This is a genomic window from Hydrogenophaga sp. IBVHS2, from assembly GCF_002127215.1.
Classification (GTDB): Bacteria; Pseudomonadota; Gammaproteobacteria; order Burkholderiales; family Burkholderiaceae_C; genus Hydrogenophaga.
On the sequence record NZ_NFUT01000002.1, the window covers coordinates 674,262 to 693,799 of the forward strand.

The following is a 19,538-nucleotide window of genomic DNA, read 5'->3' on the forward strand; positions in this document are numbered from 1 at the left end:
CATCTGGAGTCATTCATGGACGACATCGTCATTGTTTCCGCCGCACGCACCGCCGTCGGCAAGTTCGGCGGCACGCTCGCCAAGACCCCGGCCACCGAGCTGGGCAGCATCGTCATCAAGGCCCTGCTGGAGCGCAGCGGCCTGCCCGCCGATGCGGTGGGCGAGGTGATCATGGGTCAGGTGCTGGCCGCAGGCGTGGGCCAGAACCCGGCCCGTCAGGCCATGATGAAGGCCGGCGTGGCCAAGGAAACCCCGGCGCTCACCATCAACGCGGTCTGCGGCTCCGGCCTGAAGGCCGTGATGCTGGCAGCGCAGGCCGTGGCCTGGGGCGACAGCGAGATCGTGATCGCCGGCGGCCAGGAGAACATGAGCGCCAGCCCGCACGTGCTGCTGGGCAGCCGCGACGGCCAGCGCATGGGCGAGTGGAAGATGGCCGACACCATGATCGTCGACGGCCTGTGGGATGTGTACAACCAGTACCACATGGGCATCACGGCCGAGAACGTGGCCAAGGCCCACGGCATCACCCGTGACATGCAGGACGCCCTGGCCCTGGCCAGCCAGCAGAAGGCGTCTGCCGCGCAGGACGCCGGCCGTTTCAAGGACGAGATCGTCGGCGTGCACATCCCGCAGAAGAAGGGCGACCCGCTGGTGTTCGACACCGACGAGTTCATCAACAAGAAGACCAGCGCCGAAGCCCTGTCCGGCCTGCGTCCGGCCTTCGACAAGGCCGGCTCGGTCACGGCCGGCAACGCCTCGGGCATCAACGACGGCGCGGCCGCCGTGATGGTCATGAGCGCGAAGAAGGCCGCCGCCCTGGGCCTCACGCCGCTGGCGCGCATCGCGTCCTTCGGCACCAGCGGTCTCGATCCCGCCACCATGGGCATGGGCCCGGTGCCGGCCTCGCAGAAGGCCCTGGCCCGCGCCGGCTGGAAGGCGTCCGACGTGGACCTGTTCGAGCTGAACGAGGCCTTTGCCGCCCAGGCTTGCGCCGTCAACAAGGCGCTCGACATCGACCCGGCCCGCGTCAACGTGAACGGCGGTGCCATTGCCATCGGCCACCCCATCGGCGCCTCGGGCTGCCGCATCCTGGTGACGCTGCTGCACGAGATGCAGAAACGCGGCGCCAAGAAGGGCCTGGCGGCCCTGTGCATCGGCGGCGGCATGGGGGTTTCCCTCGCTGTCGAACGTTGAGGCGATCGATACGATCAGCGTGTCAAGTCAGCAATACACATCAGCGAATCACAGCGAAAGGTCCCCATGAGTCAGAAAGTTGCGTATGTCACCGGCGGCATGGGTGGCATCGGCACCGCCATTTGCCAGCGCCTGCACAAGGAAGGTTTCAAGGTCATCGCCGGTTGCGGCCCCACCCGCGACTACCAGAAGTGGCTGGACGAGCAGAAGGCCCTGGGCTACACGTTCCACGCCTCGGTGGGCAACGTGGGTGACTGGGACTCCACCGTGGAAGCCTTCGCCAAGACCAAGGCCGAGCACGGCTCCATCGACGTGCTGGTCAACAACGCCGGCATCACCCGCGACCGCATGTTCCTCAAGATGAGCCGCGAGGACTGGGACGCGGTCATGAACACCAACCTGGACTCCATGTTCAACGTCACCAAGCAGGTGGTGGGCGACATGGTCGAGAAGGGCTGGGGCCGCATCATCAACATCAGCTCGGTCAACGGCGAGAAGGGCCAGGCCGGCCAGACCAACTACTCGGCCGCCAAGGCCGGCATGCACGGCTTCTCCATGGCGCTGGCGCAGGAACTGGCCACCAAGGGCGTGACCGTCAACACCGTGAGCCCGGGCTACATCGGCACCGACATGGTCAAGGCCATCCGCCCGGACGTGCTGGAGAAGATCGTGGCCACCGTGCCGGTCAAGCGGCTGGGTGAGCCCAGCGAGATCGCGTCCATCATTGCCTGGCTCGCCAGCGAGGAAGGCGGCTACGCCACCGGGGCCGACTTCTCGGTCAACGGCGGCCTGCACATGGGCTGACGATGGTGTGGCGGCTGCCCTCCCTGGCGGCCGCCGCGCTGGCCGCACTGCTGGGCGTCTGCACCGCCCTGCAGGCGGCCACCCCGGATCCGTGGCAGGACGATCTGCGTCCCATTGCCCGGTCCGACTGGACCCGCGAGCGAGCGGCCCACCTGCTGGAGCGCACCGGCTTCGGTCCGCTCCCCATCGAGATCGACCGCGCCGCGCGCGACACGCCACAGCGCGTGGTGCAGCGGCTGGTGTTCTACCGGCAGACCCCCGACCCGCAGCCCGCCTTCGTGCATTCCGGTGCCTTCGACGAAGGCCTGGACCCGTTCGACCCCTCCCGACCGGCCGCCACCGACAAGGCGCGTGCCACCGGCCAGGCCCTGGGCGTGAGGGTCAAGCCCGAAGGCAACCGGCGCATGCAGCAGGTGGCCGACCGCTACCTCTACTGGCTGCGCGCCAGCCGCCTGGAAACCCAGCGCGTGGGCTACTGGTGGGCCCACCGCATGCTCACCACACAGCGCCCCCTGCAGGAAAAGCTCACCCTGTTCTGGCATGGCCACTTCGCCACCAGCGAAGAGAAGGTGCGCGACTACCGCAAGATGCTGATCCAGAACGAGACCCTGCGCCGCCATGCCGACGGCCCGTTCCGTGACCTGCTGCTGGCCGTGGCCCGCGACCCGGCCATGCTGGCCTACCTGGACGCCGGTGTGAACGTGAAGGGCGCACCCAACGAGAACTTCGCCCGCGAGATCATGGAGCTGTTCACCCTGGGCGTGGGCCACTACAGCGAGCTGGACATCCGCGAGGCCGCGCGCGCCTTCACCGGCTGGAACTACCGAGGCACGCGGTTCGTGCTGGACCGCAGCCGCCACGACACCGATGCCAAGACGGTGCTGGGCCGCACCGGCCCCTGGACCGGCGAGCAGGTGATCGACATCCTGCTGGACCAGCCGGCCGCCGCCGAATTCGTGGCCACCCGGCTCTACCGCTTCTTCGTGCGCGACGAGGTCTCGCCGGGGCTGCAGCGCCAGCTCGGCGACCTGCTGCGCAGTCAGGGCTACCGCATCGCGCCCTTCCTGCAGACCCTGTTCCTCTCGCGCGACTTCTACAGCAGCGCATCGGTCGGCGCGCACATCAAGAGCCCGGTGGAGCTGGTGGTGTCCACCTACCGCCGCCTCGGGCTGCAGCGCGTGCCCGGCATCCCGGACTTCAACGACACCACCGAGGCCATGGGCCAGAAGCTGCTGTTCCCGCCCAACGTGGCCGGCTGGGCCGGCGGGCGCAGCTGGATCACCCCGGGCCTGCTGCTGGTGCGCGGCAACTTCGTGTACGACACCGTGTTCCCGCCGATCGACTTCGTGGCGAACGACCGGGTGCCGGCGCAGCTCTACCAGATCATCTCGGTGGCCGACCGCCTGGCCCTGGGCCAGGACGTGACCAGCGCCACCCGGCCCGAGGGCAAGGAGGTCACCTCCATGTCCAACCAGGGCGACCGTGACGAGGACTTCAACACCCGCCTGGCCAGCTACCACGCCTGGCGCAAGGCCATCGAGAAGGTGCAGCCCATCCCGCGCGACCCGGCCCGGCTCGACCTCTCGGCCCTGGTGCGACAGGCCGGCTGCCGCACCGCGCAGGACGCGGTCGACCACCTGCTGCTGCGCTTCATGAGCCTGCCGGTGGACGCCGACACCCGCAGCCGCATCACCGCGCTGCTGCAGGCCGAACTCGGCACCACCGACCTGGCCCGCGCCGACACCTACATGGAGGACGCTCTGCGGCAGGTGCTGCACGTCATCCTCTCGCTGCCGGGTTACCAGGCCAGCTGAAGGCATGGCATGACGCACCACCACCACCCTGACGCCGCACACCCCGACGCTGCCCACCGCGTCCCCAGCCGGCGCGACATGCTGCGCACCCTGGCCGGCGCCGGGCTGGTGGCGGCCTGGCCGGTCTCGGCCCGCGCTGCGGCCCAGGCTGACGCCGCCGGCGGCCGCCCTGGCCGCATCCTGGTGGTGGTGGAGCTCACCGGCGCCAACGACGGCCTCAACACCCTGGTGCCCTACACCGACGACGCCTACTACCGGCTGCGTCCGCAGATCGCCGTGCCGGCCCGGCGCGTGCGCCGCATCGACGACCGCTTCGGCTTCAACCCCGGCATGGCCGGCTTCGAGCGGCTCTACAAGGACGGCCACATGGCCATCGTGCACGGCTGCGGCTATGCACAGCCGTCGTTCTCGCACTTCACCTCGGCGGCCTACTGGCACACCGGTGTGCCCAACGGCGGCGAGCCGCACGGCTGGCTGGGCCGCGTGGCCGATGCCATCGACCCCGGCCTCACGCCCAACTTCATCGTCAACATCGACGAGCGCCAGTCGCTGGCGGTGCGCGCCCGTCGCCATGTGCCGGTGGTCTTCAACGACCCCGACCGCTTTGCCCGCAAGGGCCTGCACGCCAGCCGGCCGCTGCTCGATGGCGCGCTGGCCCCGGTGGCGGGGCAGGGCGCCACCGCCCGCTACCTCGACGACGTGGCCCGCAGCGCCCGCGAGGCCTCGGCCCAGGTGCGTGCCGCCTGGGAGGCGTACCGCACGCCGGTGGACTACGGCATCATTTCCATGGACCTGCCCAAGGTCGCCAGCATGATCAGCGCCGGCATGCCCACCCGGCTGTACCACGTGGCCTACCGCCACAACGCCTTCGACACCCATGTGCAGCAGACCGACCTGCACCAGCGCCTGCTCACCTATGTGTCCGACGCCGTGTCCGGCTTCGTGAAGGACCTGCAGCGCATCGGGCGCGCCGACGACGTGGCCGTGCTGGTCTACTCCGAGTTCGGCCGCCGCCCGGCCGAGAACACCAGCCTGGGCACCGACCACGGCACCGCCAACCACATGTATGTGGTGGGCACCCGGGTCAAGGGCGGCCACTTCGGCGAAGCACCGTCCCTCACCCAGCTGGACGAGACCGGCAACCAGCGCCACACCACCGACTTCCGCCGCGTCTACGCCAGCCTGATTGAAGGCTGGCTGGGGCATGCCGACAGCGCCTCGCTGCTGTACGGACGGTACGAGACGCTGCCCTTGTGGGCCTGAAGCCTGGGCGCAGTGCCCGGACGGGTTCGCCGGGGGACAATACTGGCTTACCCGAGCGCTCCCCCCATGACCACCCCTGCCGCTTCTTCAACGTTCAGCCCCTGGCGCCTCTCCGTCGCGCCCATGATGGACTGGACCGACCGCCACTGCCGTTACCTGCACCGCCTGCTGAGCCGGCACACGCTGCTCTACACCGAGATGGTGACCACCGGCGCGCTGATGCATGGCAGCGTGCAGCGGCACCTGCGCTTCAATGCCGAGGAGCATCCGGTGGCGCTGCAGCTGGGCGGCAGCGAGCCCGACGAGCTGGCGCGCGCCGCCCGCATGGGGCAGGCGTGGGGCTATGACGAGATCAACCTGAACTGCGGCTGCCCCAGCGAGCGGGTGCAGCGCGGGGCCTTCGGTGCCTGCCTGATGGCCGAGCCGCAGACCGTGGCCGACGGGGTGAAGGCCATGCGCGATGCGGTGGACATTCCGGTGACGGTGAAGCACCGCATCGGCATCGACCGCACCGAGAGCTACGACTTTGTGCGCGACTTCGTGGGCACGGTGGCCGACGCCGGCTGCGAGGTGTTCATCGTCCATGCCCGCAACGCCTGGCTGCAGGGCCTGAGCCCGAAGGAAAACCGCGAGATCCCGCCGCTGCGCTACGAGCTGGCGCACCGCCTCAAGCAGGACTTTCCGCAGCTCACCATCGCGGTCAATGGCGGCATCACCACCAACGCGCAGATTGCCGAGCACCTGCAGCAGGTGGACGGCGTGATGGTGGGGCGCGAGGCCTACCACCATCCCTGGCTGCTCACCAGCTGGGACAGCTCCTTCTTCGGCCAGGACGCGCCAGCGCCCGACCGCAACGAAGTGGAAGAGCAGATGGTGCGCTACATGGAGCGGGCCCATGCCGAGGACGGCTGCCCCTGGTACGCCATTGCCCGCCACATGCTGGGCCTGCGCCACGGCCTGCGCGGGGCGCGCAAGTGGCGGCAGGTCTGGAGTGACCACCGTTTGAAGCCCCTGCCGCCGCGCGAGGTGTGGGCGCTGGCGCAGGAACATGCGAGCGACGAGGTGGACGCGGGCTTTGTGTCCCCCGACACCCTCCCGCAAGGAGCCGCGGCATGAGCACCTTGCCGTCGCCCCTGAGCGTTGCTCCACAGATCATCGATACCCCGGCCGGCCCGGTGGCGGTCTACATGGCGCAGCCCGCCCAGCCGTCCGACCTGCCGCCCCTGCTGCTGGTGCACAGCGTCAACGCCGCCGCCTCGGCCGCCGAGGTGGCGCCGTTGTTCGAGCAGGCCCGCAGCCACTGCACCGTGGTGGCGCTGGACCTGCCGGGCTTCGGCCACAGCGACCGCAGCGACCGGCCCTACACCCCGCGCCTGATGACCGATGCGGTGCACGCGGCCATCGCCTGGACCCTGCAGCAGACCGGCGCCGGCGCGGTGGACGCGCTGGGCGTGTCGCTGGGCAGCGAGTTCGTGGTGCGGGCGCAGCAGGAGCAGCCCGCCACCATCCGCCGTCTGGCGCTGGTCAGCCCCACCGGCTTCTCGCGCAGCAAACGCCGCCACGGCCCGCCGGGCTCCACGCTGATGCTGCCCTGGCTCTACCGCCTGCTCACCCGGCCGGGCTGGGGTGAACGCATCTTCGGCTGGCTCACGAAGCCGGGCGTGATCCGCTACTTTCTCAAGCGCACCTTCGGCCGCCCGCAGATCGACGAGGCGCTGTGGGCCTTTGCGGTGGCCACCACGCGCCAGCCGGGTGCGCGCCGTGCGCCGCTGTGCTTCGTGTCGGCCGGGCTGTTCAGCGCCGACATCAACACCTTGTACGAGGCGGTGCAGTGCCCGGTGTGGGTGAGCATGGCCACGCGCGGCGACTTCACCGACTACCAGGGACGCAGCACGGTGGACGACCGGCCGAACTGGCGCTTCGAGGCGGTGCCGGGTGGCGCGCTGCCGTATTTCGAAGACCTGCCCGGGTTCACCCGGCGGCTCGACGCCTTCTGGCGCGGCTGATCAGACCGCCGCTTCCAGCCCGCTGCGAAAGTGTTCGCGCATGCGGTGGGCGGCGAGCAGCGGGTCGCGCTGGGTCAGAGCCTGCACGATCGCGCGGTGCTCGGCCAGCGATTCGCTGATGCGCCCGGTCTTGAACAGCGAGTGGTGGCGGTTGAGCTTCATGACCTTGCGCAGGTCGGCCACCATCTGGTCGCGCCAGCGGTTGTCGGCGATTTCCAGCAGCCGCATGTGGAACTGCTCGTTCAGGGCGAAGAAGCGGTCGCGGTCGGTGGCGGCGGCTTCGAGTTCGTCGTGCAGGGCCTGCAGGCCGGCCAGTTCGGCATCGGTGGCGCGCTGGGCCACCACGCCGGCCGCGTCGGATTCCAGCAGGGCCAGCAGGTGGTAGACGTCGGCCAGGTCCTTCTCGGACACTTCGGTCACGTAGGCGCCGCGCCGCACCTTCATGGTCACCAGGCCTTCGGCGGCCAGCACCTTCAGCGCCTCGCGCAGGGGCGTGCGGCTGATGCCCAGTTCTTCCGCGATCTTGAGTTCGTCGATCCAGCTGCCCGGCTCCAGCTCGCGGTGGAAAATGCGCTGCCGCAGCCGCTCGGCGACTTCTTCGTACAGGGCGCGGGGGGCGAGGGCGGTGGCGGACATGGGTGAAGTGCAGGGCGGAGCCGTCAGGATGGAGTCGGTATTCTGCATCAATAATTATGAATGATGTAAACTCCGCCAATCCGGGATGACCTGACATCACGCCCTATCCACGCCGATTTCACGCCGCTTCCACGCCCCGCACCATGAGCTCCTCGAACCCCGAATTCACCCCTCCGTCGTACGAAGCCTGGCTCAAGGCGGCCCAGAAATCGGCCCCCGGCGGGCAGATCGAGGCGCTCAACTGGACCACGCCGGACGGCATTGTGGTCAAGCCGCTGTACACCGCAGCCGATGTGGCCAACCTGCCCCACACCCACACGCTGCCGGGCCTGGAGCCCTTCATCCGTGGACCGCAGGCCACCATGTACGCGGTGCGGCCCTGGACCATCCGGCAGTACGCCGGCTTCTCCACCGCGGAAGAATCCAACGCCTTTTACCGCCGCGCGCTGGCGGCCGGCGGGCAGGGCGTGTCGGTGGCCTTCGACCTGGCCACCCACCGGGGTTACGACAGCGACCACCCGCGCGTGACCGGCGACGTGGGCAAGGCCGGCGTGGCCATCGACAGCGTGGAGGACATGAAGATCCTGTTCGACGGCATCCCGCTCGACAAGGTGTCGGTCTCCATGACCATGAACGGCGCCGTGCTGCCGGTGCTGGCCGGCTATGTGGTGGCCGCCGAGGAGCAGGGCGTCGCACAGGAGCTGCTGGCCGGGACCATCCAGAACGACATCCTCAAGGAGTTCATGGTCCGCAACACCTACATCTACCCGCCCGAGCCGAGCATGCGGATCATCGGCGACATCATCGAGTACACGGCGAAGCACATGCCGAAGTTCAACTCGATCTCCATCAGCGGCTACCACATGCAGGAAGCCGGGGCCAACCAGGCGCTGGAGCTGGCCTTCACCCTGGCCGACGGCAAGGAGTATGTGAAGACCGCCCTGGCCAAGGGCATGGACGTGGACGACTTTGCCGGGCGCCTGAGCTTCTTCTGGGCCATCGGCATGAACTTCTACCTGGAGATCGCCAAGATGCGCGCGGCCCGCCTGCTGTGGTGCCGCATCATGAAGGGCTTCGGCGCCAGGAACCCCAAGAGCCTGATGCTGCGCACCCATTGCCAGACCTCGGGCTGGAGCCTGACCGAGCAGGACCCCTACAACAACATCGTGCGCACCACCATCGAAGCCATGGCGGCGGTGTTCGGCGGCACCCAGAGCCTGCACACCAACAGCTTCGACGAAGCCATTGCGCTGCCCACCGAGTTCAGCGCCCGCATCGCCCGCAACACCCAGCTGATCATCCAGGAAGAGACCCACATCACGAATGTGATCGACCCATGGGCCGGCAGCTACATGATGGAGAAGCTCACCCAGGACATGGCCGATGCCGCCTGGGCCATCATCGAAGAGGTCGACGCCATGGGCGGCATGACCCGCGCGGTGGACAGCGGCTGGGCCAAGCTCAAGATCGAGGCCGCTGCCGCCGAGAAGCAGGCCCGCATCGACTCGGGCAAGGATGTCATCGTCGGCGTCAACAAGTACCGCCTGAAGGACGAGCCGCCGGTCGAGGCCCGCGACATCGACAACATGGCGGTGCGCGACGGCCAGATCGCCCGCCTGCAGCAGATCCGAGCCACCCGCGACAGCGCCGCCGTGCAGGCCGCGCTCGATGCCCTCACCGCCGCCGCCGAGAGCGGCCAGGGCAACCTGCTGGACCTGTCCATCAAGGCCATCCGCCTGCGCGCCACGGTGGGCGAGGTGAGCGATGCACTGGAACAGGTGTTCGGCCGCCACCGCGCCGACACCCAGAAGGTGACCGGCGTGTACGCCGCCGCCTACGACAGCGCCGAGGGCTGGGCCCAGCTGCAGCAGGAGATTGCCGCCTTCGGCGACGAACACGGCCGCCGCCCGCGCGTGATGATCAGCAAGCTCGGCCAGGATGGCCACGACCGGGGCGCCAAGGTGGTGGCCACCGCCTTTGCCGACCTCGGCTTCGACGTGGACATGGGCCCGCTGTTCCAGACGCCCGAAGAGTGCGCCCGCCAGGCCATCGAGAACGATGTGCACGCGGTCGGCGTGAGCACCCTGGCCGCCGGCCACAAGACCCTGGTGCCGGCCATCATTGCCGAGCTGAAGAAGCAGGGCGCCGACGACATCATCGTGTTCGTGGGCGGCGTCATTCCGCGCCAGGACTACGAGTTCCTGTATGAGGCCGGCGTCAAGGGCATCTACGGCCCCGGCACCCCGATTCCCGCCAGCGCCAAGGACGTGCTGGAACAGATCCGCAAAGCCGTGGCCTGAAGGCGCGACGTGACGCCGCAAGCGTTCTTCGACGGCATCGTGCACGGCCAGGGCATGGCCCAGCGCCGCGCCATGGCCAAGGCCATCACGCTGCTGGAATCCACCCGGGCCGACCACCGCAGCCAGGCCGATGCCCTGCTGACCGAGCTGCTGCCGCACACCGGCCGGGCCTTCCGCCTGGGCATCAGCGGCGTGCCGGGTGTGGGCAAGAGCACCTTCATCGAGGCCCTGGGCCTGTTCCTGATCGAACGGGGTCACCGGGTGGCTGTGCTGACCATCGACCCTTCCAGCACCGTGTCGGGCGGCTCCATCCTGGGCGACAAGACGCGCATGGAGCGGCTGTCGGTGCACGAGCGGGCCTACATCCGCCCCAGCCCGAGCAGCGGCACCCTGGGCGGCGTGGCCGAAAAGACCCGGGAGGCCATGCTGGTGTGCGAGGCCGCCGGGTTCGATGTGGTCATCGTCGAGACGGTGGGCGTGGGCCAGAGCGAGACCGCCGTGGCCGGCATGACCGACATGTTCTGCCTGCTGCAGCTGCCCAACGCCGGCGACGACCTGCAGGCCATCAAGAAGGGCGTGATGGAGCTGGCCGACCTGGTGGTGATCAACAAGGCCGACATCGACGTGGATGCCGCCACCCGCGCCAGGGCGCAGATCACCTCGTCGCTGCGGCTCTTGGGTCAGCAGGGGCGGCCCGAGCATGCGCACCATGACGACTCGATCTGGCACCCTCAGGCGATCCAGCTCAGCGCCTTGCTGGGTCAGGGCGTCGATGCCTTCTGGGACGCCGTGAGCCGCTTCCGAGATCTGCAGACCGCCAACGGCCAGCTGGCCCAGCGCCGCCAGCAGCAGGCCCGGGCCTGGATGTGGGAGCGCATCGAGGCCGGCCTCAAGCAACGTTTCCGCAGCCATCCCGCCGTGCAGGCGGCGCTGGACGACACCACCCGCCGCGTGCTGGACGGCACGCTGCCCGCCAGCACGGCCGCGCGCCAGCTGCTGGCGCTGTTCGACTGATTTTTCTGGAGAAGACACATGCAGGACATCCTTCGGCAACTCGAAGACAAACGCGCGGCGGCCCGCCTGGGCGGCGGCGAGAAGCGCATTGCGGCCCAGCACGCCAAGGGCAAGCTGACCGCCCGCGAGCGGCTGGAAGTGCTGCTGGACGAGGGCACCTTCGAAGAGTGGGACATGTTCGTCGAGCACCGCTGCACCGACTTCGGCATGCAGGACAACAAGGTGCCGGGCGACGGCGTGGTCACCGGATACGGCATGATCAACGGCCGCCTGGTGTTCGTCTTCAGCCAGGACTTCACCGTGTTCGGCGGCGCGCTCTCCGAAGCCCATGCCGAGAAGATCTGCAAGATCATGGACCAGGCCATGAAGGTCGGCGCCCCGGTGATTGGCCTCAACGACTCGGGCGGTGCCCGCATCCAGGAAGGCGTGGCCTCGCTGGGTGGTTATGCCGAGGTGTTCCAGCGCAACGTGCTGGCCAGCGGCGTGGTGCCGCAGATCAGCATGATCATGGGCCCGTCGGCCGGAGGTGCGGTGTACTCCCCGGCCATGACCGACTTCATCTTCATGGTCAAGGACAGCTCCTACATGTTCGTGACCGGCCCCGAGGTGGTGAAGACGGTCACCCACGAGGAGGTGACCGCCGAGGAACTGGGCGGCGCCATCACCCACACCACCAGGAGCGGCGTGGCCGACCTGGCCTTCGAGAACGATGTGGAGGCGCTGCTCATGCTGCGCCGCCTCTACAACTACCTGCCGCTGAACAACCGCGAGAAGGCCCCGGTGCGCCCCAGCGGCGACCCCATCGACCGGATGGAACTCAGCCTGGACACGCTGGTGCCGGAGAACCCCAACAAGCCCTACGACATGAAGGAGCTGATCCTCAAGATCGTGGACGACGGCGATTTCTTCGAGCTGCAGCCCGAGTACGCCAAGAACATCCTGATCGGCTTTGCCCGCATGGACGGCCAGACCGTGGGCATCGTGGCCAACCAGCCCCTGGTGCTGGCGGGTTGCCTGGACATCAAGAGCAGCATCAAGGCCGCGCGCTTCGTGCGCTTCTGCGACGCCTTCAGCATCCCGGTCATCACCTTCGTGGACGTGCCCGGCTTCATGCCCGGCACCAGCCAGGAGTACGGCGGCATCATCAAGCACGGCGCCAAGCTGCTGTATGCCTATGCCGAGTGCACCGTGCCCAAGATCACCGTGATCACCCGCAAGGCCTACGGCGGCGCCTACGACGTGATGGCGTCCAAGCACCTGCGCGGTGACGTGAACTTCGCCTGGCCCAATGCCGAGATCGCGGTGATGGGCGCCAAGGGTGCGGTGGAGATCATCTTCCGCGAGGAGAAGAAGGACCCGGCCAAGCTGGCCCAGCGCGAGGCCGAGTACAAGGCCCGCTTTGCCAACCCCTTTGTGGCCGGCGCACGCGGCTTCATCGACGACGTGATCCTGCCCCACGAGACCCGCAAGCGCATCTGCCGCTCGCTGGTGATGCTCAAGGACAAGAAGATCGAGAACCCGTGGCGCAAGCACGGCAACATTCCGCTGTGAGCGCCCGAGGAGAAGACACCATGTTCAACAAGATCCTGATTGCCAACCGCGGCGAGATCGCCTGCCGCGTGATCGCCACCGCCAAGAAGATGGGCATCGCCACCGTGGCGGTGTACTCCGACGCCGACAAGGAAGCCCGCCATGTGCAGCTGGCCGACGAGGCGGTGCGCCTGGGCCCGCCGCCCTCGCGCGAGAGCTACCTGCTGGGCGACGCCATCATTGCGGCCGCCCAGGTCACCGGCGCCCAGGCCATCCACCCCGGCTACGGCTTCCTGTCCGAGAACGAGGACTTTGCCCGCAAGGTGGAAGAAGCCGGGCTGGTGTTCATCGGCCCCAAGCACTACAGCATCGCGGCCATGGGCGACAAGATCGCCTCCAAGAAGCTGGCCAACGAGGCCAAGGTCAGCACCATCCCCGGTCACAACGAGCCGATCCAGTCGCCGGAAGAGGCGGTGGGCATCGCGCAGAAGATCGGCTACCCGGTGATGATCAAGGCCAGTGCCGGCGGCGGTGGCAAGGGCCTGCGCGTGGCCTTCAACGACAAGGAATGCTTCGAGGGCTTCACCAGCTGCCGCAACGAGGCGCGCAACAGCTTCGGCGACGACCGCGTGTTCATGGAGAAGTTCGTCCAGGAGCCGCGCCACATCGAGATTCAGGTGCTGGGCGACAGCCATGGCAACGTGATCTACCTCAACGAGCGCGAATGTTCCATCCAGCGCCGCCACCAGAAGGTGATCGAGGAAGCGCCGTCGCCCTTCATTTCCGACGCCACCCGCAAGGCCATGGGCGAGCAGGCTGTGGCCCTGGCCAAGGCGGTGAAGTACCAGAGCGCCGGCACGGTGGAGTTCGTGGTGGGCAAGGACCAGGACTTCTACTTCCTGGAAATGAACACCCGCCTGCAGGTGGAGCACCCGGTGACCGAGTGCATCACCGGCCTGGACCTGGTGGAACTCATGATCCGTGTGGCCGCCGGCGAGCAGCTGCCGCTGACCCAGGCCGACGTCAAGCGCGAAGGCTGGGCCATCGAGTGCCGCATCAACGCCGAGGACCCGTTCCGCAACTTCCTCCCCAGCACCGGCCGCCTGGTGCGCTTTGCACCGCCCGCGCAGAGCATGTGGCAGGCCAACACCGCCGACCGCTTCGGCGTGCGGGTGGACACCGGCGTGCTGGACGGCGGCGAGATCCCGATGTTCTACGACTCGATGATCGCCAAGCTCATCGTGCACGGCAAGGACCGCAACGACGCGATCGCCAAGATGCGCGAGGCCCTGAACGGTTTCGTCATCCGGGGCGTGCAGAGCAACATCCCGTTCCAGGCGGCGCTGCTGGCGCACCCGAAATTCGTCACTGGCGAGTTCAACACCGGTTTCATCGCCGAACACTACGGCCAGGGCTTCCGCGCCGAGGACGTGCCGCACGACGACCCCGACTTCCTGGTGGCCCTGGCCGCCTTCGTGCGCCGCAAGAGCCGCGAGCGCGCGGCCGGCATCAGTGGCCAGCTGCCGGGCTACGGCGTGAAGGTCGGGCACGACTACCGGGTCATCACGCTCGATGGCCAGGGCGGCCAGCACACCTACTCGGCGGTGCATGTGGATGAAGTCACCGGCCAGCTCGGGGCTGCCGTGGTGACGGTGGGCGACAAGCGCTATGCCATCCAGAGCCCGTCCCGCCTGAACGACATCTGCATCAGCGGCACCTGCAACGACCGGCCCTTCACCGCCCAGATCGAGCGCGGCACGGCGCGCAACCCGCTGGCGCTGGTGGTGCAGCACAACGGCACCCGCATCGAGGCCATGGTGGTCTCGCCGCGCATGGCCGAGCTGCATGCGCTGATGCCCTTCAAGGCGCCGGCCGACATGAGCCGCTTCGTGCTCTCGCCCATGCCCGGCCTGCTGGTGCAGGTGGCGGTGCAGCCGGGCCAGAAGGTGCAGGCCGGCGAGCGCGTGGCGGTGATCGAAGCCATGAAGATGGAGAACGTGCTGTTTGCGGCGGCCGACGGCGTGGTGGCCAAGGTGCTGGCCAGCCAGGGTGAATCGCTGGTCGTCGACCAGCCCATAGTGGAGTTCGAGCAATGAAGGGCCGACCATTCAAGGTGCTGGGCATCCAGCAGATCGCCATCGGCGGCCCGGACAAGCAGCGACTGCAGAAGCTCTGGGTCGAGATGCTGGGGCTGGAGGTCACCGGCACTTTCCGCAGCGAGCGCGAGAACGTGGACGAGGACATCTGCGCCATCGGCAGCGGCCCGTTCAAGGTCGAGGTCGATCTGATGCAGCCGCTCGATCCCGAGAAGAAGCCGGCGGTGCACACCACGCCGCTCAACCACATCGGCCTGTGGATCGACGACCTGCCGCGGGCGGTGGAGTGGCTCACCGCCCAGGGCGTGCGCTTCGCACCGGGCGGCATCCGCAAGGGCGCGGCGGGCTACGACATCACCTTCCTGCACCCCAAGTCGAACGACGAATTCCCGATCGCGGGCGAGGGTGTGCTGGTGGAGCTGGTGCAGGCGCCGCCCGAAGTGATCGCGGCTTACTCGGCAATCATGTAGGTCTTGGTGAGGTGCTCCAGCACCTCGAACTCGCCCACAAAGCCGGGCGGCAGGTACAGCGCCTCCCCCGGCCCGGCCTCCTCGAACCCGCCCCGGGCATCGTGCACCCGGCAGCGGCCGCTGACCACGGTGAACAGTTCGCGCTCGGTCGGCCCCATGGCAATGCGCCAGTGGCCGGGCTCGCAGCGCCACACGCCGCAGTACACCCGCCCGGCCGGCAGGGCCTCGTCCACCCGGTTCCAGGTTTCCCGCAACGGGTTGCCCTGGATCAGCCGCTCCGGTTTGGGGCGGTCCAGCGAAGGTGTATCGGCCGGTTGGGCGGTGAGCTTGAGGAGCAGGGCAGGGGTGGTCATGGGCAGCGGTCGGCTCGTCGTCGGATGACGCGACAAAGCCAGGTAAAGACCCCCGATTCTCGCAAACCTGCCTTCAGAAACTGCCGTTGCAGGCCGATGTGAAGGGCATTCCCGGTGCTGTTCCGGCCATTGCCGCCAGACCGGATTCCTTACAGTTTGCAGGGCCAGCAACGGCCTTGAAGCCAGGAGAACCTTCATGACACCGGTGCCCGATTCGGGGTTCAGTCTGTCCACCCACGAGCCGCAGGAGCCGCAGGTGGCGCTGCTGGGTGGCGCCACCGATCTGATGGAGGCGTTCAGCCTGCGCATGGCCCGCCACGGCATGTGCGTGAGCCGCCGCATGATGCTGGCCGACCCGGCCTATGCCCGCCAGCAGGCCGCCCATGCCCACACCTTCGACGACCCGCTGCTGGTCCTGATGGCCCTGGAGCTGATGCGCCAGTTCGAATCGGACCCGTCGGTGTTCGGCCATCTGCATTGACATCGCCTGAAAGTGCCATGCAACACAACATCCTGATCCGTCCGGTGGCCGCGCTCATGCGCCGCCTGCCCCTGCGTTCCAAGCTGGCCCTGGTGGCGCTGGCCGCGTTGTGGCCCTTGCCCCTGTTGTGGCTGCACCCCGAGCTTTCGCTGGTGGTGGCCCCGCTGGCCGCGGTGGTCATGGTGTGGCTGCTGGCCGGTCTGGATGCGAGCTTTCGCAGCGACCTGCGCCAGATCATCGACGTGATGGAGCAGACCACCTCGGGCAACCTGCGCGCCAGCCTGCGCGTGCGCGGGCGCGACGAGCTGGCCGACCTCACCCGGCTGCTCGACCGCATGATCGGCAGCCTCTCGGCCATGGTGGCCGAGGTGCGCAGCAATTCGGCCCTGGTGGCCCATGCCGGCCAGAGCCTGGCCAGCGGCAACCGCGATCTGGCCGACCGCACCGAGCAGCAGGCCGCCAACCTGGAGCAGACGGCCGCCAGCGTGCAGGAGCTCACCGGCACGGTGGCCCAGAACGCCAGCACCGCCGGCGAATCCGACGCCCAGGCCGCGCGGGTGCGCGACATGGCCGAGGCCGGCTCGCAGTCCATGGTGCGGGCGGTGGAGTCGGTCGAGGGCATCCAGAAAAGTGCGCAGCAGATGAACGAGATCATCGGCGTGATCGACAGCCTGGCCTTCCAGACCAACATCCTGGCGCTCAATGCCGCCGTGGAAGCCGCCCGGGCCGGCGAACAGGGCCGTGGCTTTGCCGTGGTGGCCAACGAGGTGCGCTCGCTGGCCCAGCGCTCGGCGGCGTCGGCCCGCGAGATCCGCGAACTCATCCAGTCTTCACGCAGCCAGGTGGAGTCCAGCGTGGGCCTGATCCGCCACGCCGGCACCAACATGGCCGAGATCGTCTCTGGCGTGCGGGGCGTGGCCGCCAACATGTCGCTGATCTCCGCGTCGAGTGCCGAGCAGAGCGGGGCGCTCAGCGAGATCGCATCGGCCGTGGCCCAGCTCGACCAGATCACCCAGAGCAATGCCCAGATGGTCGATCTGGCGGTCAGCGAGGCCAACCGGCTGGAGCAGCGTGCAGCGCACCTGGCCCGTGCCGTGGCCAGCTTCATGCTGCAGCAGGGCACGGCCGAGGAGGCGCTGCATCTGGTGGAGCGGGCGGTGTCGTTCCGCCAGCAGGTGGGCCGCGAGGCTTTCGTGCGCGAGCTGACCGAGCCTTCGCGCGGCTTCCACGACCGGGACATGTACATCTTTGCGCTCGATGCGTCGGGCGTGTACCGCGCCTTCGGCGGCAAGCCCGAGAAGGTGGGCAGCCGGGTGCAGGACATCGCCGGCATCGACGGCAACGCCCTGCTGGCGTCCATCATCGAGCAGGCCGAGCACGGCCCGGGGTGGGTCGAGTACGACATCGTCAACCCGACCACCGGCGCGGTGCAGGCCAAGATGTCGTATGTGGTGAAGGTGGACGATCTGTACGTGGGCTGCGGCGTCTACAAGACCGCGGCGGCCCGGGTGGCGGCCTGACCGGGCAGATCAGCCGCCCTGGCGGCGCGCCCGTGCACGGGCCAGTGCAGCTTCCACCACGGCCCGCTTGCGTTCCAGCTCGGCCGGGTCGGTGATGGCCGAATGGGCCGGCAGGTCGGCCAGCTTGGCTTCGAGCTGCACCGTCTGCTTCGTGTCCTGCGCCGCCTTCTCGCGTGCCAGACGCGCCTTGCGCGCCTCGTAGCGGTCCTTGGCGGCCTGTGCCTGTTGCGGGGTCCAGGCCTGCCAGCCGGTGGACCCGCCACTGACCGGCTCCAGCGAGATGCAGTCCACCGGGCACACCGGGATGCACAGCTCGCAACCGGTGCAGTGGGGTTCCACCACGGTGTGCATGCGTTTGTGGATGCCGACGATGGCATCGGTCGGACAGGCCTTGATGCACAGCGTGCAGCCGATGCACCAGTCCTCGTCGATGATGGCCACCGTCACCGGGCCTTCGATGCCGAAATCGGTGTCGAGGGGGCCCTCAGGCAGGCCGGTGATGGCGGCCAGCCGCGCGATGCCTTCCTGTCCACCCGGCGGGCACTGCCGGATGCTGGCCTGGCCTGCCACGATGGCCTGGGCATAGGCGGCGCAGTCGGCGTAGCTGCAGCGCTGGCACTGCGTCTGGGGCAGGGCGGCATCGATGCGCCGCGCCAGGTCGTCCATGCCTCAGGCGGGGGTCTTGCGGCTGCGGGCAGCCGCCTTTTTGGCCGGCGCCGAGGTGCCTGAGGCGGCCTTGGGAGCGCGCGCGCTGGAGATGCCTTCCTGGTGCGCCAGGATGAACTGCTTGACCACCGGGTACACCATCTCGCGCCACCGACGGCCACTGAAGATGCCGTAGTGGCCGGCGCCCTTGGCTTCAAAGTGGGTGCGGTGCTTCTGGTCGATGCCGGTGCACAGGTCGTGCGCGGCAGCGGTCTGGCCCGAGCCGGAAATGTCGTCGAGCTCGCCTTCGACCGTCAGCAGGCCGGTGTGGCGGATGTCGGCCGGACGCACCCGCTCGGCCTTGCCGGCCGCGTTCTTCACGTCCCAGGTGCCGTTGACCAGCTTGAATTCCTGGAACACCGTCTCGATGGTCTCGAGGTAGTAGTCGGCGTCCATGTCGAGCACGGCGTTGTACTCGTCGTAGAACTGGCGGTGGGCTTCGGCGCTCTCGTTGTCGCCCTTCACCAGGTTCTGGAAGTAGTCGTAGTGGCTGTTGGCATGACGGTCCGGGTTCATGGCCACAAAGCCCGAGTGCTGCAGGAAGCCGGGGTAGACACGGCGGCCGGCACCGGGGAACTTGTCCGGCACGCGGTAGATGACGTTGTTCTCGAACCAGGCGTGGCTGCGCTGGGTGGCCAGGTTGTTGACGGCCGTGGGGGAGCGGCGGGCATCGATGGGGCCACCCATCATGGTCATGGACAGCGGGGTGCTCTCGCCCCGGCTGGCCATGAGGGAGACGGCAGCGAGCACCGGCACGGTGGGCTGGCAGACGCTCATCACATGGCAGTTGCCGTACTGCCCCTGCAGGTAGCGGATGAATTCCTGCACGTAGTTGACGTAATCGTCGAGGTGGAACGCGCCCTCGCTCATCGGGACCAGGCGGGCGTTCTTCCAGTCGGTGATGTAGACCTTGTGGTCCTTGAGCAGGGTGCGCACCGTGTCGCGCAGCAGCGTGGCGTAATGGCCCGAGAGCGGTGCCACCACCAGCACCACCGGCTGGGCCTTGAGCGTGGCCAGCGTGGCGGTGTCGTCCGAGAAACGCTTGAAGCGGCGCAGCTCGCAAAAGGGCTTGTCCACCTCGACCCGCTCATGGATGGCCACTTCCACGCCGTTCACGTCGACCGTGCGGATGCCGAAGGCCGGCTTCTCGTAGTCCTTGCCCAGGCGGTGCAGCAGGTCGTAGCCGGCCTAGATGCGCTGTGCGCCGGGCAGTTGTGCCAGGGGCAGTGCCGGGTTGCTGAACATGCGCGACGCGACACTCGCCAGATCGGCGAACGGCTCCATGATGGAGCGCTGGGTTTCATAGAACTGGTACAGCATGGGCCAAGACTCCGCGTTATGTTGCAGTGCAA

16 protein-coding genes and 1 pseudogene are annotated in these 19,538 nt (G+C 68.4%); 13 read left to right on the forward strand and 4 right to left on the reverse strand.

Annotation, left to right across the window (positions count from 1 at the left end):
- The first annotated feature begins 15 nt into the window (after positions 1-15).
- From CAP38_RS07900 to CAP38_RS07925, 6 genes are all read left to right on the forward strand, one after another.
- Complete coding sequence (locus CAP38_RS07900) at positions 16-1,194, forward strand: acetyl-CoA C-acetyltransferase (protein WP_086120667.1); 1,179 nt, start codon at positions 16-18, stop codon at positions 1,192-1,194.
- Positions 1,195-1,260: 66 nt separating this feature from the next.
- Positions 1,261-1,998 carry an acetoacetyl-CoA reductase gene (gene phbB, locus CAP38_RS07905; protein WP_086120669.1) on the forward strand — a complete coding sequence of 246 codons (738 nt, stop codon included), beginning with the start codon at positions 1,261-1,263 and terminating at the stop codon, positions 1,996-1,998.
- Positions 1,999-2,000: 2 nt separating this feature from the next.
- On the forward strand, positions 2,001-3,812 hold the full coding sequence (locus CAP38_RS07910) for a DUF1800 family protein (RefSeq protein WP_086120671.1): 1,812 nt from the start codon (positions 2,001-2,003) through the stop codon (positions 3,810-3,812).
- Positions 3,813-3,821: 9 nt separating this feature from the next.
- Entirely contained in the window at positions 3,822-5,075 is a 1,254-nt protein-coding gene (locus CAP38_RS07915) for a DUF1501 domain-containing protein (protein ID WP_218776567.1), read from the forward strand.
- A 66-nt stretch (positions 5,076-5,141) separates the two neighbouring features.
- The gene (gene dusA, locus CAP38_RS07920) at positions 5,142-6,191 is read left to right on the forward strand and encodes a tRNA dihydrouridine(20/20a) synthase DusA (protein ID WP_086120675.1); all 1,050 of its coding nucleotides are present in this window, start codon (positions 5,142-5,144) and stop codon (positions 6,189-6,191) included.
- A complete protein-coding gene (locus CAP38_RS07925; protein WP_086120677.1) occupies positions 6,188-7,081 on the forward strand; it encodes an alpha/beta fold hydrolase in 894 nt (297 codons plus the stop codon). Before dusA ends, CAP38_RS07925 begins: the two co-directional genes overlap by 4 nt.
- Here the strand turns inward: CAP38_RS07925 and CAP38_RS07930 are convergent, their stop codons facing one another.
- Positions 7,082-7,717 (reverse strand): GntR family transcriptional regulator, encoded by a 636-nt coding sequence (locus tag CAP38_RS07930; RefSeq protein WP_086120679.1) that lies wholly within the window; start codon positions 7,715-7,717, stop codon positions 7,082-7,084. It lies immediately after the preceding gene.
- Between the two features lie 143 nt (positions 7,718-7,860).
- Between CAP38_RS07930 and scpA the strand changes: the two genes are divergently transcribed.
- From scpA to CAP38_RS07955, 5 genes are read left to right on the forward strand one after another with little or no spacing between them, the layout of a single operon-like run.
- A complete protein-coding gene (gene scpA / locus CAP38_RS07935; protein WP_086120681.1) occupies positions 7,861-10,017 on the forward strand; it encodes a methylmalonyl-CoA mutase in 2,157 nt (718 codons plus the stop codon).
- Positions 10,018-10,026: 9 nt separating this feature from the next.
- Positions 10,027-11,031 carry a methylmalonyl Co-A mutase-associated GTPase MeaB gene (meaB, locus tag CAP38_RS07940; RefSeq protein ID WP_086120683.1) on the forward strand — a complete coding sequence of 335 codons (1,005 nt, stop codon included), beginning with the start codon at positions 10,027-10,029 and terminating at the stop codon, positions 11,029-11,031.
- A gap of 18 nt (positions 11,032-11,049) precedes the next feature.
- Positions 11,050-12,582 carry an acyl-CoA carboxylase subunit beta gene (locus tag CAP38_RS07945; RefSeq protein WP_086120685.1) on the forward strand — a complete coding sequence of 511 codons (1,533 nt, stop codon included), beginning with the start codon at positions 11,050-11,052 and terminating at the stop codon, positions 12,580-12,582.
- Between the two features lie 20 nt (positions 12,583-12,602).
- Positions 12,603-14,657, forward strand: coding sequence for an acetyl/propionyl/methylcrotonyl-CoA carboxylase subunit alpha (locus CAP38_RS07950; protein ID WP_086120687.1), 2,055 nt, complete (start codon positions 12,603-12,605; stop codon positions 14,655-14,657).
- Complete coding sequence (locus CAP38_RS07955; protein ID WP_086120689.1) at positions 14,654-15,127, forward strand: VOC family protein; 474 nt, start codon at positions 14,654-14,656, stop codon at positions 15,125-15,127. Before CAP38_RS07950 ends, CAP38_RS07955 begins: the two co-directional genes overlap by 4 nt.
- Here CAP38_RS07955 and CAP38_RS07960 read toward each other — a convergent pair.
- Complete coding sequence (locus CAP38_RS07960) at positions 15,109-15,480, reverse strand: cupin domain-containing protein (RefSeq protein ID WP_086120691.1); 372 nt, start codon at positions 15,478-15,480, stop codon at positions 15,109-15,111. The genes CAP38_RS07955 and CAP38_RS07960 overlap by 19 nt on opposite strands.
- A 196-nt stretch (positions 15,481-15,676) precedes the next feature.
- Between CAP38_RS07960 and CAP38_RS07965 the strand changes: the two genes are divergently transcribed.
- Positions 15,677-15,961: a hypothetical protein gene (locus CAP38_RS07965; RefSeq protein ID WP_086120693.1), complete on the forward strand. Its 285-nt coding sequence runs from the start codon at positions 15,677-15,679 to the stop codon at positions 15,959-15,961.
- Between the two features lie 17 nt (positions 15,962-15,978).
- On the forward strand, positions 15,979-17,481 hold the full coding sequence (locus tag CAP38_RS07970; protein ID WP_256924359.1) for a methyl-accepting chemotaxis protein: 1,503 nt from the start codon (positions 15,979-15,981) through the stop codon (positions 17,479-17,481).
- Between the two features lie 9 nt (positions 17,482-17,490).
- On the opposite strand, the gene rsxB is transcribed toward CAP38_RS07970, so the two are convergent.
- Positions 17,491-18,147 carry an electron transport complex subunit RsxB gene (gene rsxB, locus CAP38_RS07975; RefSeq protein ID WP_086120695.1) on the reverse strand — a complete coding sequence of 219 codons (657 nt, stop codon included), beginning with the start codon at positions 18,145-18,147 and terminating at the stop codon, positions 17,491-17,493.
- A gap of 3 nt (positions 18,148-18,150) precedes the next feature.
- A pseudogene (locus CAP38_RS07980) lies at positions 18,151-19,506 on the reverse strand (polyhydroxyalkanoate depolymerase).
- Positions 19,507-19,538: the final 32 nt, after the last annotated feature.